This window comes from Streptomyces lycii, assembly GCF_009735685.1.
Taxonomy (GTDB): Bacteria; Actinomycetota; Actinomycetes; order Streptomycetales; family Streptomycetaceae; genus Streptomyces; species Streptomyces lycii.
This window is the reverse complement of sequence record NZ_WHPN01000395.1, coordinates 1-13,865: the sequence shown is the minus strand read 5'-3', so window position 1 is coordinate 13,865 and position 13,865 is coordinate 1. Positions and strand designations below refer to the sequence as shown.

Annotated in this window: 11 protein-coding genes; 1 reads left to right on the top strand and 10 read right to left on the bottom strand. The window is 72.7% G+C overall.

Annotated features, from left to right (window positions below; genetic code table 11):
* Positions 1–417: 417 nt before the first annotated feature.
* From GCU69_RS27350 to GCU69_RS27320, 7 genes are all read right to left on the bottom strand, one after another.
* A complete protein-coding gene (locus GCU69_RS27350) occupies positions 418–1,416 on the bottom strand; it encodes a nuclear transport factor 2 family protein (RefSeq protein ID WP_156207458.1) in 999 nt (332 codons plus the stop codon).
* Positions 1,417–1,531: 115 nt separating this feature from the next.
* A complete protein-coding gene (locus GCU69_RS27345; RefSeq protein WP_098755397.1) occupies positions 1,532–2,875 on the bottom strand; it encodes an MFS transporter in 1,344 nt (447 codons plus the stop codon).
* Positions 2,876–2,956: 81 nt separating this feature from the next.
* Positions 2,957–3,853, bottom strand: coding sequence for an HpcH/HpaI aldolase family protein (locus tag GCU69_RS27340; RefSeq protein WP_098755398.1), 897 nt, complete (start codon positions 3,851–3,853; stop codon positions 2,957–2,959).
* The gene (locus GCU69_RS27335) at positions 3,850–4,626 is read right to left on the bottom strand and encodes an SDR family NAD(P)-dependent oxidoreductase (protein ID WP_156207457.1); all 777 of its coding nucleotides are present in this window, start codon (positions 4,624–4,626) and stop codon (positions 3,850–3,852) included. The genes GCU69_RS27340 and GCU69_RS27335 overlap by 4 nt, the downstream gene beginning before the upstream one ends.
* The gene (gene hisD, locus GCU69_RS27330; RefSeq protein WP_156207456.1) at positions 4,623–5,933 is read right to left on the bottom strand and encodes a histidinol dehydrogenase; all 1,311 of its coding nucleotides are present in this window, start codon (positions 5,931–5,933) and stop codon (positions 4,623–4,625) included. Before hisD (GCU69_RS27330) ends, GCU69_RS27335 begins: the two co-directional genes overlap by 4 nt.
* A 157-nt stretch (positions 5,934–6,090) precedes the next feature.
* Positions 6,091–6,864, bottom strand: coding sequence for an alpha/beta fold hydrolase (locus tag GCU69_RS27325; RefSeq protein ID WP_257155627.1), 774 nt, complete (start codon positions 6,862–6,864; stop codon positions 6,091–6,093).
* The gene (locus GCU69_RS27320) at positions 6,861–8,000 is read right to left on the bottom strand and encodes a cupin domain-containing protein (RefSeq protein ID WP_098750892.1); all 1,140 of its coding nucleotides are present in this window, start codon (positions 7,998–8,000) and stop codon (positions 6,861–6,863) included. Before GCU69_RS27320 ends, GCU69_RS27325 begins: the two co-directional genes overlap by 4 nt.
* A 333-nt stretch (positions 8,001–8,333) precedes the next feature.
* On the opposite strand from GCU69_RS27320, the gene GCU69_RS27315 reads away from it, so the two are divergent.
* Entirely contained in the window at positions 8,334–9,332 is a 999-nt protein-coding gene (locus GCU69_RS27315; RefSeq protein ID WP_156207455.1) for a LacI family DNA-binding transcriptional regulator, read from the top strand.
* Positions 9,333–9,370: 38 nt separating this feature from the next.
* On the opposite strand, the gene GCU69_RS27310 is transcribed toward GCU69_RS27315, so the two are convergent.
* The 3 genes from GCU69_RS27310 to GCU69_RS27300 form a co-directional block, all read right to left on the bottom strand.
* Entirely contained in the window at positions 9,371–10,840 is a 1,470-nt protein-coding gene (locus GCU69_RS27310) for an amino acid permease (protein ID WP_218037986.1), read from the bottom strand.
* Positions 10,841–11,161: 321 nt separating this feature from the next.
* Positions 11,162–12,514, bottom strand: coding sequence for a histidinol dehydrogenase (hisD, locus tag GCU69_RS27305; RefSeq protein WP_156207454.1), 1,353 nt, complete (start codon positions 12,512–12,514; stop codon positions 11,162–11,164).
* Between the two features lie 195 nt (positions 12,515–12,709).
* Positions 12,710–13,648 carry a LysR family transcriptional regulator gene (locus tag GCU69_RS27300; RefSeq protein WP_156207453.1) on the bottom strand — a complete coding sequence of 313 codons (939 nt, stop codon included), beginning with the start codon at positions 13,646–13,648 and terminating at the stop codon, positions 12,710–12,712.
* Positions 13,649–13,865: the final 217 nt, after the last annotated feature.

Here is a 13,865-nt window from a genome sequence, read left to right as displayed (position 1 = left end):
TGCCCTCGTCGGCGTTCCCGTGCTTTCGCGTCCCGCGTCTCCGCGTACTCGCCGCTCGGGTGTCCCCGGGCCTCCCCGTACTCGCGCTCGCGTGTCCGCGTGCTCCTCATGTTCAGGCGCGGAGCATCCCCGCGCCCCCACGTTCACGCGCCCCCACGTTCACGCGCCCCCACGTTCACGCGCCCCCACGTTCACGCGCCCCCACGTTCACGCGCCCGCACGTTCACGCGCCCGCTCGTCTCCGCGTCCGAGCCTCCGCGCCCCCCCCCGCCCCGCGTCCTCGCCCCGCGCGCGCCAGCGTCCCCGCGCCCGCGCCTCTGCACCTTCCCACGCCCGCGCTTCCGCGCGCCTCCGCGTGCCCCCGCGCCCCGGGTGGGCGGGCCCACGGCAGCCCGCCCACCCGCACGCGACCGCGGTTCAGTAGATGTTCGCCGCCACCGGCGGGCCGTCGCCGCGGACGCTGTTGATCTGGGCCCGCAGCGAGATCTCGTCGTAGACCCGGAACTCCCGTACGATCCTGCCGCCCTGCACCAGGAACTGGGACACCCCGAGCACGGTCACGGGCCGGTCGGTGAGGGGCCCGAAGGCGGGAGTGCCGCGGTAGGTCCCGTGCATGGTCCACAGGACGGCCACCCGCAGGCCCGCGTAGCGTTCCGAGTGGTTCGTCTGGATGTCCTGCACCTTGAAGCGCGCGTCGGGGAAGGGGCCGACCGTCGCCAGCAGATCGCTCTGGTAGCGCTCCGGCCGGATGACGGTGCGGTCGCCGATGGTGTGCAGGAAGAGGTCGCGCACCATGTAGTCGTTGACCTTGTGCAGGCGGCGCTGTGTCCAGACCTCGTCGATGAACTCCAGGACCATCTCGCACTCGGGCCGGAAGTCGTCCGGGCGCGGTCCGCTGACGCCGGCCGAGAGGACGTCCGCGGGCGGCTCCTCGGTCATCGAACCGCTGTATCCCTGGAATCGCAGCGCGCGCGCCGCCTCGTCCGGGTCGTCGCCCCGCTGGAGGCAGTCGGCGAGTTCGTCGCGTACCACCCACTCCTCGACCATGCGGCCGCGGCGGTAGAGGCAGTTGGCGACCGTCCGCTTGCGGATGCGGATGTTCCGGCCGTCCACCAGGTGCTCGTCTGCGGAGAAGACCAGGTGCGAGCTGAGGAAGGCGTCGTCCCCGCGGGCCTCCCACACCACGTCCTCGGCCTGGCCGATGTGCTGGGGCGTGCTGCCCATCCGCATGGTCGTGCCCTCGATCACGCCGTCGCGGCCGACGACCGTGCCGAGGCTGGTGTGGACGATCGAGTCCGGCTCGTAGTTGTCGACGATGTACGACACGTCGCGGTCGACCCAGATGCGGTCGGTCACCTCGCGGATGAAGTCGTCCGGGTCCTTGTAGGGGAGGTGGGCGACGGGGTCCAAAGGCATGTAACTCTCCTGTTCACATTCCTGTGTATGCGTATGTATCAACTGGCTCGGGCGGAGGCTGTGCGAGGCGCGGGCCCGGACCGCGGAGCGGGGTGCGGCCGCAGGCCCGCGCTGTTCACCGTGCGAACTTGTCCGCTCCCAGCCGGCTCCGGTACGTCTCCGTCATGAAGGCGGTGACCACGACCAGGGCGAGTACCGCCGCAGCCGCGAGGTAGACCCACACCGCGTAGATCGTGCCGAAGCTGCTCACCAGCAGTGCCGCCACGAACGGCGTGATCCCCATGAAGACGGAGAACGAGCTGTTGTAGGCGATGGCGCTGGCGCTGAACCGGGTGCGGGTCGAGAAGAGCTCGGCCGCGCAGACCGTGACGATGCCGGTCAGGAAGAACTCCGGAATGATGTAGATCAGCTGGCTGGCGACCGCCGCGCCGAACGTGGCCTCCTCGCCGACCCGGAAGGCCAGCGGGACCAGCACGATGCAGGCCACGGCGCCCGTGACCAGCATGGGTTTGCGGCCGATCCGGTCCGAGAGGATGCCGGCCAGCGGCAGCAGCGGGATGAGGACCGCGACCGAGATCGCGTTGGAGGCCAGGGCCATCCAGCGCGGCAGGCCCAGCGTTCCCGTCAGGTACTCGGGATAGAACGTGACCCAGGTGTAGGACAGGATCGCCAGCATCACCGAGACGCCGCAGAAGACGAGCATCGGCCGCCACTGCTCCCGCAGCGCCTCGCGGACCGGTGCCTTGACGACCTGCGAGCCGTCCTCGGTGGCGCGGACGAACTCCGGCGTCTCGGCGATCCGCCTGCGCAGCCAGATCCCGACCGCGCTCAGCGGGAGGGCGAGCAGGAACGGGACGCGCCAGCCCCACGAGTCCAGCGTGGGGCCGTCGAACGCCCAGCTGGTCAGCGCCGCGGTGCCCGCGCCGGCGAGGATGCCGACGAAGCAGCTGTTCGAGGCGTACGAGGCGTAGTAGGCGCGCCGGTCGGGCTCCGCCCACTCCACGATGAAGGCCACCGCTCCCACGTACTCACCGCCGGAGATCATGCCCTGCACGACGCGCAGCAGCAGGAGCAGCAGGGGGGCGAGGACGCCGATCTGGTGGTAGGTCGGGAGGGCGCCGATCATGGCTGTGGTGACGCCCATGGCGACGATGGTCCACAGCAGTGTCTTCTTCCGGCCCACCCGGTCGCCCCAGCGGCCGACGAGGGTGCCGCCCAGCGGGCGGAACAGGCAGGCGATGGCGATGATCGCGTAGGTGCTCAGCACCGCCACGGCCGGATCGCTGTCGGGGAAGAAGGCCGGTGCCAGGACCGGTGCGAGATAGCCGTAGAGCCCGTAGTCGAACTGCTCGACGAAGTTGCCGATGCTTCCCGCCCCGATGGCCCTGCGGATCTCCTTCCGCTTCTCCTGGTCGATCCCCTCGGCGCCGGTGGCGGCGGGGGGCGCTACAGCGGACATGGCTTCTCCGTTCGCGCGGTGATCAGATGGTGTGCATACGTATGAAGTCCCGCCGAACACTAAGGAGCGGTGCGGAGGGCGTCAAGAGGTGTGCCGGGGTGCGTCCGGACGGGCGGAAGCAGGCGCTCCGCCGGCGGCCGGCCGGGCTCCGGCGGAAGGGGCGGCGGGGCCGGGAGGCGCCGGGCACCGGTGCCGGTCGGCCGGGGCGGACCCGTCCGCCGGCCGGGGCGGGACGAGGGTGCGGAAGGTGTCCATCAGGACCTGGGCCATGTTGTACAGCACCAGTTGGGCGCCCGCCCGCTCCGCTTCCCGGGCGCCCTCGGCACCGGCGACGATCGTCATGACCGCGCGCCCCGCCGCGTGCGTCGCGCGGTGCACCCGGGAGACCATTGCGCCGACCACGTCCGGTCCGGGGAAGCCGCGGTCCGCCGCGAGGTCGGCCGGCCCCGCCAGCACCGCGTCCACCCCTTCCGTCGAGGCGATCTCCTCGGCCGCGTCACACGCCCGCGCCGTCTCGATCATCACCACGACCAGCGTCTCCTCCGCGGCGGCCAGATGGCCGGCCGCGGAGACCGTGCCGAAGCGGCCCGCCCTGCTGTACGTCGCGAACCCGCGCCGCCCCAGCGGCGGATAGCGGTCCGCCGCGACCACCGCCCGCGCGTCCCGCGCGCTGCCGACATGCGGGTGGATCAGTCCCGCGGCCCCGAGATCCAGACAGCGCAGGGCCAGTGCGGGCTCGGCCGCCCCGACCCGGACGAGCACGTCGATCCCCTGCGCCGCGGCCGCGGTCAGATGGTGCTGGAGCGCCGTCAGATCGGCCGGCCCGTGCTCGCAGTCGATGACGACGTAGTCGAGGCCCGCGATCCCCGCCATCTCCACCAGGGTCTCCGACGGAATCCGCAGCAGCGCGCCGTGCAGCCGTTCACCCGCGGCCAGCCGCTGTTTGAGGGAGCGGCGGCCCGTTCCTGCCGCCGTCATCGCGCCACCATCCCGGCGGACAGGTCGATGTCGGCCCCGCACAGTCCCGGCATCCGCAGCATCGCGCGCACGGCGGCGCCGACCTCCTCCTCGGTGACCATCCTGCCGAGGGCCGACCGCGCCACGAACGCCGCTTCCGCCTCCGCGCTGCTGCCGCCGGTCCGCTCCGCCTCCAGGCGGAAGTTCCGCTCCATCCGCGGCCCCGAGACGGGCCCGGGGGACAGCGAGTTGACGGTGACGCCGAGGGGGCCGACCTCGCCCGCCAGGGTCGTGGTCAGACCGATGACCGCCATCTTCGACGCGCAGTACGGGGTGCGCCGCAGCAGCGGCCGCTTGCCCGACACGGAGGCGATGTTGATGACGTCTCCCGTACCCCGCCCGGTCATGGGCGGCAGGAAGGCGCGGCACATCAGGAACACCCCGCGGACGTTGACGCCGAAGACCTCGTCCCAGTCCTCCGCCGAGATCTCGGTGAGCGGAGCCACCGGTCCCGCGATGCCCGCGTTGTTGACGAGGACCGAGATCTCCTCGTCCGCGAGGCTCCGGGCGAGCGCGGCGACCTCGGAGGGCCGGGAGACGTCACAGACCCGGTACGTGACGGCGGGGCCGAGGGCCGCCGCGGTCTCCCGGAGCCTGCGCTCGTCCCGGCCGGTGATCACCACCCGGGCGCCGTCGGACAGCAGCGCCCGGGTGACGGCCCGGCCGAGGCCGCTGCCGCCTCCGCTCACGAGCGCGGTGCGCCCGGCGAGCGGCGCCTCCGTGCCGGCGGTCATGCGCCGGCCTCGTCGTTCCACGGCAGCGTGCCCTTGCCGTACTTGGCCGAGCGCACGTCACCGGACCGGGCGTGCCCCTCGAACAGCTCGACCCGGGAGGCCCGGCCGCACACCTCGCCGAGCAGCGCGGAGGAGGCGGTGTCCGTCACCTCCTGGTAGGTCACCGTCTTCAGGTACTTGCCGACCCACAGGCCGCCGGTGTAGCGGGCGGCGCCCCGGGTGGGCAGGACGTGATTGGTGCCGATGACCTTGTCGCCGTAGCTGACGCACGTGCCCTCGCCGAGGAAGAGCGCGCCGTAGTCCCGCATCCGGTCCAGGGCGCGGCGCGGGTTCTCGGTGAGGATCTCGACGTGTTCGCAGGCGTAGGAGTCGGCGATCCGGAAGGCCTCGTCGAGGGAGTCCGCCACGACGATCTCGCCGTGGTCACGCCAGGCCGGTCCGGCGTAGTCCCTGGTCGGCATGGTGGGCAGCAGCCGCTCGACGTGCCGCTGCACGGCCCGGCCCACCGCCTCGGAGGTGGTGACCAGGACGGCGGGGGAGTCCGGGCCGTGCTCCGCCTGGGAGAGCAGGTCGACGGCGGCCACGAACGGGTCCGCGTGCTCGTCGGCGACGACCAGGATCTCGGTGGGACCGGCGAACAGGTCGATGCCGACCTCGCCGAACAGCTGGCGCTTGGCCTCGGCGACGTACGCGTTGCCCGGCCCGGCGATCAGCGGGACCCGGCCGATGCTCTCGGTGCCGATGGCGAGTGCCGCGACGGCCTGGACGCCGCCGAGGAGATAGATCTCGTCGGCCCCGGCCAGGTGCATCGCCGCGACCGTGGCGGCGGGGATCTCACCGCGGATCGGCGGGGTGCAGGCGGCCACCCGGGGGACCCCGGCGACCTTCGCGGTCACGATCGTCATGTGCGCCGACGCGGTCAGCGGGTAGCGGCCGCCGGGCACGTAGGCACCCGCCCCCGCCACCGGTATGTGCCGGTGGCCGAGGTGCACACCGGGCAGGGTCTCGATCTCGACGTCGCGCAGGGTGTCGCGCTGCGCCTCGGCGAACGTACGCACCTGCCGCTGTACGAAACGGATGTCGTCCAGCACCGTGTCCGGCACCCCGGAGACGATCCTCTCGATCTCCTCGGGGCCGAGGAGGAAGGACTCGGGGCTCCAGTCGTCGAACTTCTCGGAGTACCGGCGGACCGCCTCGTCACCGCTTTCGCGGATGTCGTCGAGGATGGTGCGGACGCGATCGGCGACGTCGGCCCGGGCCGCGCGGACCTCTCCGGCGGGCACGGGGGACTTGATGATGTGTGGCATGACGGCTCTCTCCGGCTCTGGGGGCGGATCTCTTCGGGCGAGGGGTCGGGGTGTTGAGGGGTCGGGGTGTTGACGGGGGCGGACGGGGGCGGACGGGGGCATTCCGGCGTCGGCGGACGCGGTGACGGTGTCCCGGCAGGGCCGGCACGGGGGAGTTTCAGTGGGGGCGGGCACGGGAGCGGGCAGCGGCGGGACCGGTGACGGGCCGGTTCCTGTCCGCTTCCGCGAGCAGGTCCCGCAGGGCCGCCGAGACGGCGTCCGGCCCCTCCCAGGGCAGCAGATGGCCGGCACCGGGCACTTCGCGCAGCCGGGCGCCGGGCAGGGCACCGGCGATGGAGCGGTGGAAGCCGGGCGGGCACAGGGCGTCCCGGGTGCCGTACAGCACGGTGGCCGGGCAGCGGGCGGTGCGCAGGGCGTCGAGGGCGTCGGTCCGGGTCGCCTGCGCGGCGAGCTGGGCCCGGGCGGCGTCCGGTCCGACGGCCCGTGCCATGCGCCGGTAGCGTGCGGCCCACCCGGCGGGCGGGTGCGGGGTGTGGAACATGCCGGGCAGGGTCCGCTCGACGGCGTCGTCGAACCGGCCGGCGGCGATCAGCCCGTCCAGCGCGCGCCAGGCGGCGTACTGCTCGGTCCGGGGGGCGCCCGCGTTGGTGGACATCACACAGAGGCCCGCGACCCGCTCCGGTGCGCGGCGCAGCACCTCGAAGCCGACGATGGCGCCCAGGCTGAGCCCGGCGAGGACGAACGGACCGGACACCGAGGACAGCGCCGCGCCGGCCAGCCGGCCGATGTCCGGCTCGGTCAGCGAGAGATGACGTACCTCGCGGTCCTCGGGGAGCGCCGTGCCGGACCAGAGGCTCGCGTCGCACAGCATGCCGGGGATCACCAGCAGCGGCAGCGGCTCCGGCGGACGGCTCCGGGGTCCGGCGCTCACCAGCGGCGCGCGGAGCGGGGCAGGAGGGCGTACGGGGCGGCATAGCCGTTGTGGTCGATGCCGAGCCCGGCGTCGGCGGCGCTCTTGGCGACCTCCTCGTCCCACTCCAGGCGCACCCGGCCGTCCCCGGAGTTGACGACGAGGAGATCGCCTTCGGTGTCACCCGCGTTGCGCAGGGTGCGCCAGGCGTCCTGCGGTACGGAGAGGAGGTCCCGCGGCCCGAGGCGTACGGAGACCGGGTCGGTCCGGTTCAGGGTGACGTCCCAGAGGCCGTCCTTGACGATCAGTGTCTGGGTCTCGCGCTGCCGGTGGAGGGACACGCCCCGGCCGGGCTCGGCGCGCAGCCAGGCGGCGTTGTGCCCGTGCGGATTGAAGATGCGGGGTTCCTGGTGCGGGTCCTCGGTCATGCCGTATCCGATGACGCAGCTCAGCCGTGCGCCTCCGCCGGGCAGGGTGGAGTCGAGGAAGGGCCGCTCCGACCAGACCAGTTCGTCCGCCGCCGCGACGCGCCGCTTCATCTGCTCGGTCGTGTAGTGCCGCAGCCGGTCGATGTGGGCCTGGTCCATGGGTTCGGTCAGTTCGGCGCCGTCCGGGATCTCGTCGCCGGCGACGGTGTCGATCAGCTCGTTGTCGGAGGTGAGGTACAGGCCGTGTCCCTCCGCCTCCCGCAGGACGGAGGGTCCCCAGATGATGCCGCCGGTGTCGTCCATGCCGAGCACGGTGAACAGCCAGCCGTCGTCCGGACCGGTGTTGGTGAAGCCCCGGAAGATCCAGGTGGGTACGGAGACGATGTCTCCGGCCCGGATCGGCAGCTCTCCCTCGCTGCCGTCGGCGCCCCAGCGCAGCAGGTACTCGCCCCGGGTGCAGACGAAGACCTCGGCCGTGTAGTGCAGGTGGAGGTTGTTGGTGATGCCGTGCGGCATGGCCGCCGCACCGATGTTGTAACCGTGCGGCAGGCGGAGGTTGACGTGCTGCCCGGCGGCCTGCGAGACGCCCGGGCCGATCATCGCGTAGTTCTCCTTGCGGTCCGAGCCCGGCGTGCGGCAGTCGATGAATGCCTGGTCGCAGGAGACGAAGTCGCTGCGGCGGACCGTGCGGCGGTCCAGTTCGGCGGCGGACACGACGACATCGGGCATGGCTGCTCCTTACTCAGGAATACGTATGCATTTCCATGACAGGGCCTCGGCCAGGCATTGTCAAGGCATGGGCGGGGACGGGTTTCAGGCGTATGCTGTGCGATGTGCAGGAGTCGGTGCGCGGGCCGGCGGGTCGGTCGAGGGGTCCTCCAGTCGCGGGTGCGGCGGTCCGGCGGGCCGGTGCCGTGCCGCGCGGCGGAGGGTCCGCCGGGCGGCCGCTCGGCGCGGGGAGGCGCCGCGGGCCGGCTCACCGGTCCCGGATTTACATACGTATACTGGGCGGGCTGCTGCCGGTGGCGGCGCACCGGGGCGACGAGGAGAGGGCCGAGGCCGATGCCGATCACGAGTCACGACGTGGCCCGGCTCGCGGGCGTGTCGCAGCCCACGGTGTCCCGGGCCCTGCGGGACGACCGCCGGGTGTCGGCCGCCACCCGGGAAAAGGTCAAGCGGGCCGCGCAGGCGCTGAACTACGTGCCCAGCGAGGCAGGACGGACCCTGTCGACCCGCTCCACGCGGCGCGTCGGGGTGATCGTCACCGATCTGACCAACCCGTTCTATCCGCACGTCATCGCCCCGCTGCACGACGAACTCCAGCAGCTGGGCTACCGCATGATGCTGATCACGGAGCGGTCCGACGAGGCGGTGGCCGGGGAGAGCCTGCTCGACCAGTCGCTGGACGGCGTCGTCCTCGCCACCGCGACCACCGAGTCGCGGCTGCCGGCCCAGCTGGACCGCCGGGGCATGCCCTACGTCTTCCTCAACCGCGACACCGGGGAGCAGGGCGGCTACGCCTCCGTCGTCGACAACGAGGGCGGTGGCCGCCTGGTGGCGGGCGTGCTCGCCGGACTGGGGCACCGCCGCATCGCCGGCGTCTTCGGCGCGGCCAACACGACGACCGGCCGCGAGCGCGAACTCGGCTTCCGGCTCGCCCTGGCCGATGCCGGCATCGGGCTGCCGGAGAGCCGTGTGGTGCGCGGCGCCTTCGAATACGGGACGGGGTACGAGGCGCTGCCCTTCCTGCTCGCCGCCGACGAGCCGCCCACGGCCGTCTTCTGCGGCAACGACGTGGTCGCCATCGGCGTCCTCAACGCGGCCATCGCCGCCGGTCTCCGGGTGCCGGACGATCTCACCGTCATCGGGTTCGACGACCTCCCCATGGCGAACTGGGAGGTGTTCCGGCTGACCACCGTCCGGCACGATCTGCGCGAGCTGTCGCGCCAGGCGGCACGCCTGCTGGTGAGGCGGATCAACGGCGAGGCGGATCCGGCCGGGGAACGCCTCGTCCTGCCGACCGAGTTCGTACCCCGGGCCACCCACGCGCGCGTCACCTGAACCGGGCCGGCGGGGGTCCGGCGTTCCGCGCGCCACCGTTACGACCCGACGCGGTGCCGCGCGGGCTCCGCGTCCGGGGCCGTGCCGCCTCCTGTGACGGCCGCGGCCCGCCCGGCGTCCTCCGCGTGCGGCGGGCGGGGGCCCTGCTTGCGCTGGAGCCGCACCCCGAGGGCGACCAGGACCGCGGCCAGGCCCAGGGACAGCCAGAGTTCGAGGCGGTGACCCGGCAGCACGGCCATCAGGACCAGCACGGAGGCGATGAACGCGATCGTCGCCAGCGTGAGGTACGGGAAGAGCCACATGCGTACGTCGGACACATCGCTCTGCCGGCGCCGGGTGGTGTACTGCGTGATGGCGATGACCATGTACATCATCAGCGCGATCGCGCCGCTGGAGGCCAGCAGATAGCCGAAGACCTCGGGGACGAGGTAGTTCGCGACGACGGCGGCCAGACCGATGACGGTGGAGGCGACCACGGCGTTGCGCGGCACCCCGCCGGAGGAGGTGGCGGCGAGGGCGGCCGGGGCGTCTCCGCGCCTGGCGAGGGAGAAGGCCATCCGGGAGGCCGTGTAGACGGCGGAGTTCAGACAGCTGCAGACCGCGACGAGGACGACGACATCCATGATCTGCCGGGCGCCCGGGATGTTCATGCGTTCGAGGACGGCCTGGTAGGAGCCGGAGGCCAGGCCGTCGGCGTTCCAGGGGACCAGGCAGACGACGATGAAGACGGAGCCGATGTAGAACAGGCCGAGGCGCCACACGACGGCGCGGATGGCCTTCTTGATGTTCTTCCTCGGTTCCTCGGACTCGGCCGCGGCGATGGTGACGATCTCGCTCCCCTGGAAGCTGAACATCGCCGTCAGCAGACCGGCGAGGATCGCGACGCCTCCCTCGGGGGCGAAGCCGCCGTTGCGCCAGAGATTCGAGACGCCGCTGGTGGACGAGCCGGGGAACCAGCCGAGGACGGCCAGCGCGCCGACCACGAGGAAGGCCACGATGGCGACGACCTTGAGCAGGGCGAACCAGTACTCGAACTCACCGTAGCTGCGGACGGTGAGCAGGTTCGTGCCCGCCAGGACGACGATGACGGCGACCGCCGGCAGCCAGCCCGGGACGCCGGTGACACCGCTCAGCACCTCACCGGCGGCGATGGCCTCGATGGGGATGACGAGGATGTAGAACCACCAGTACAGCCAGCCGATGGAGAAACCGGCCCAGCGGCCCAGCGCCCGGTCGGCGTAGGTGGAGAAGGAGCCGGTGTCGGGGTTGGCGACCGCCATCTCGCCGAGCATCTGCATGACCAGGACGACCAGTGCGGCGGCGGCCAGGAAGGAGATCTGCACCGCGGGGCCGGCGGTGGCGACGGCGTTGGAGGAGCCGACGAAGAGCCCGGCCCCGATCACGCCCCCGATGGAGATCATGGTGATCTGACGGCCCTTGAGCCCCTGGGTGAGCTGTGTGCCGGAGCCGTCCCGGGACGGAGTGGCTGCGGGGTCGCGGTCTGGCATGGACTGTCCTTGTGTGAATGTGGCGGGAATTGCACCGACGGGCCATCGATGGGCCGCCGACGGGCCACCGGCCGGGTGGAGGCCGGGCGGCAACGGCGACGGCAGGGGGCGGCGGCGGCAGGGGGCGGCGGCGGCAGTACGGCACGGGCCCACGGTCCTCACGGCCCGCCGGCCCCGGGCGGCGGCACCGACGGCACATCCGCCGTCGGCGCCGCGGCCGCCCGCGGAAGACTCCCGCGGAAGACCCGGGCGAGGAACTGCCCCGCCTCCGCTCCCGCCGGTGCGGAGGCGAGGCGGACGGCCGCTGGTGCCGCTGGGCCGCTAGCGGCCGACCGCGGACGTGCCGTCGAACGCTCCGGAGTGCCGGCCGATCTCGTCGATGCGGAGGGTGGCGGTGGCGCCGTGGGCGGACAGGCCCTCGAAGGCCGAGATGCGTTCGACCGCGGGAGCCAGGGCGGCCGTGCCTTCCCGGGCGACCCGCTGGTAGGTCAGCGGCTTCAGGAAACGGGAGACGGAGAGCCCGGAGTTGTAGCGCGCCGTCTTGCCGGTCGGCAGCACGTGGTTGGTGCCCGCGATGCCCTTGTCGGAGTAGGCGACGGTGCTCCAGGGACCCAGGAACAGCGATCCGTAGTTCGTCAGGTTCTCCAGGAAGAAGTCGTCGTCGGCGGTCTGGATCTCCAGGTGCTCCGGTCCGAGCACATCCGCCACGGCAACGGCCTCATGGACGTCGCGCACCACGATCACCGATCCGAAGTCCCGCCACGCGGCCCCCGCGATCTCCCGGGTGGTGAGGGTTTCGAGCTGCCGGTCGACCGCCTCGATCACCTGGCGCCCGAGCTCCTCCGAGGTGGTGATCAGCGCGGCCGGGGAGTTCGGCCCGTGCTCGGCCTGGCCGAGCAGGTCGGCGGCGACCCACTGCGGGTCGGCCGTCCCGTCCGCGAGCACCGCGACCTCCGAGGGCCCCGCCAGCAGGTCGATGCCGACCCGGCCGAAGAGCTGGCGCTTGGCCTCGGTGACGAAGGCGTTGCCGGCCCCCACGAGCATGTCGACCGGTGCCTCGTCGAGCAGGCCGAAAGCCATGGCGCCCAGGGCCTGGACGCCGCCGATGGCGAAGACGCGGTCGGCGCGGGAGAGATGGGCGCCGTACAGCACCGCCGGGTGCGCGCCGTGCTCGCCGGAGGGCGGGGTGCAGGACAGCACGGTGGGAACGCCGGCCGCCTTGGCGACGCCCACGGTCATGAACGCGCTGGCCAGTAGGGGGAAACGACCGGCGGGAAGGTAGGCGCCGACCCGCGTGACCGGGACATAGCGCTGCCCGCCGGCCACGCCGGGAGCCAGTTCGATCTCGAAGTCCGTCAGGTGCTCGCGCTGTGCCGTGGCGAACCGGTGGGTGCGCTCGTACCCGAGTTCGAGTGCTTCGCGGACGTCCGCGGGGAGGGCATCACCGGACTTCTTCAGCTCGGCGGCGCCGATCTCGAGATCCCCGGACCATCCGTCCAGCTCCCGGGCGTAGGAGCGTACGGCGTCGAGGCCGTTGCGCTCGATGTCCGAGAGCATCTCCGAGACCCGCTCGACGACCCTCGGGTCCCGCTGCGCGGGCGGGCCGTCCACGGCGGGTCGCTTGAGCCACTGGAACGGTGCCAGGGCCTGGGCTTCATTGGTGGTGATCTGCATGCGTCGGACCGTAGGCCGAAAACCAGCCACAGGACTAGAGGGGCACTTCCTGCCCGCCCCGCAGGGTTTCCCTGTGCCTCTGTCCGGGCCGGGGCGCACGCCGGGGACGTGTGCCTGTCGCCGGTCCCATGTCGGGGCTGCTGTGCCTGTCGCTGTGACGGGCCGCTCTCGGTGTCCGTGCCGCCGGGCACCGGGCTATCGGGGGCGCCGCAGCGGCGCGGCCGGCGTCCGGAAACCGTCGGACAGCTCGCGAATGGTGTCCTCCGCCAGGCGTGCGAGTTCCCGGGTGGCGCGGGAGAGGGGATGGCCGCGGCGGCGCACCAGCGCGATGGTGTCGTAGAGCGGTTCCGCGAATGGCGCCGTGTGGAGGCCGGAAGGGAACGCCGAACTGTTGATGACGGCGGCGCTGGCGATCGTGTCGCCCACTCCCGTGGACGCGAGGTGCAGCGCCGCCTCGACACGTTCCAGCTCGATGACCGGTTCGATCCGGACCCCCGCGAGCTGGGCCCGCTCGGCGATCTGCCGCCGGGTGGGGTCCTTCCAGCCGTAGTGGGCGTCGTAGAGCACGACCGGCGCGGCGGCGAAGTCCTCGATCGTGACGGGAGCGCTCGCCCGGTCGCGGTCCGCGCTGACGAAGAACACCTCGTCGCGCATCAGCGGCCGGACGCTGAGCCCCTCGTCGTCGATGGGCAGGACGACCAGGCCCGCCTCGATCCGGCCCGCCGCCACGGCGGCGCCCGTCTCGGCGGAGTTCTGGCCCACGAGCCGGATCCGGACGGACGGGTACCGGGCGTGGAAGGTCTGGGCGAGATCGGCCAGCAGGTAGTAGTCCGCGTTGCGCAGGACTCCGAACGTCGCGGTGCCGCCGCCCAGGGAGCCCAGCGACCGCACCGCCCGTACCCCACCGTCCGCCGCGCGCAGCGAATCCTGGGCGAACGGCAGGAGTTCCCGGCCCGCCGCGGTCAGCGACAGCCGGCGGCTGCCGCGGACGAACAGCGTCGCATCGAGTTCCTCCTCCAGGCGGCGCACCAGCTCCGACACCGATGCCTGGGCGATGTCCATCGACGCCGCGGCCGCGGTGAACGACCCGAGCCGTTCCGCTTCGGCGAACGCGCGCAACTGGGTCAGCGTCACCGGTTCCCCCGCCGTACGAGGTGGGCCCCGCACGGGAACGGAGCCGTGCGGGGAGCCGGGACGGCTCGGATCGCGGTACCGGCGCCGTCCCGGTGACGGACGGGCCCGGACGGCCGGCTGCAACAGTTCGCGGTGCACATGCGCCGCACTATAGGACGCGCTCGTGGCCGGAAAACGCGGTCGTGCACCGGTCCGGACGGCGGCGCAGCGACGGGCC

Excerpts from the sequence above, each read along its gene's own strand:
- GCU69_RS27350 (WP_156207458.1), bottom strand. The coding sequence starts at position 1,416 with ATGCCTTTGGACCCCGTCGCCCACCTCCCCTACAAGGACCCGGACGAC.
- GCU69_RS27320 (WP_098750892.1), bottom strand. The coding sequence starts at position 8,000 with ATGCCCGATGTCGTCGTGTCCGCCGCCGAACTGGACCGCCGCACGGTC.
- hisD (WP_156207456.1), bottom strand. The coding sequence starts at position 5,933 with ATGCCACACATCATCAAGTCCCCCGTGCCCGCCGGAGAGGTCCGCGCG.
- GCU69_RS27315 (WP_156207455.1), top strand. The coding sequence starts at position 8,334 with ATGCCGATCACGAGTCACGACGTGGCCCGGCTCGCGGGCGTGTCGCAG.
- GCU69_RS27335 (WP_156207457.1), bottom strand. The coding sequence starts at position 4,626 with ATGACCGCCGGCACGGAGGCGCCGCTCGCCGGGCGCACCGCGCTCGTG.
- hisD (WP_156207454.1), bottom strand. The coding sequence starts at position 12,514 with ATGCAGATCACCACCAATGAAGCCCAGGCCCTGGCACCGTTCCAGTGG.
- GCU69_RS27310 (WP_218037986.1), bottom strand. The coding sequence starts at position 10,840 with ATGCCAGACCGCGACCCCGCAGCCACTCCGTCCCGGGACGGCTCCGGC.
- GCU69_RS27345 (WP_098755397.1), bottom strand. The coding sequence starts at position 2,875 with ATGTCCGCTGTAGCGCCCCCCGCCGCCACCGGCGCCGAGGGGATCGAC.
- GCU69_RS27340 (WP_098755398.1), bottom strand. The coding sequence starts at position 3,853 with ATGACGGCGGCAGGAACGGGCCGCCGCTCCCTCAAACAGCGGCTGGCC.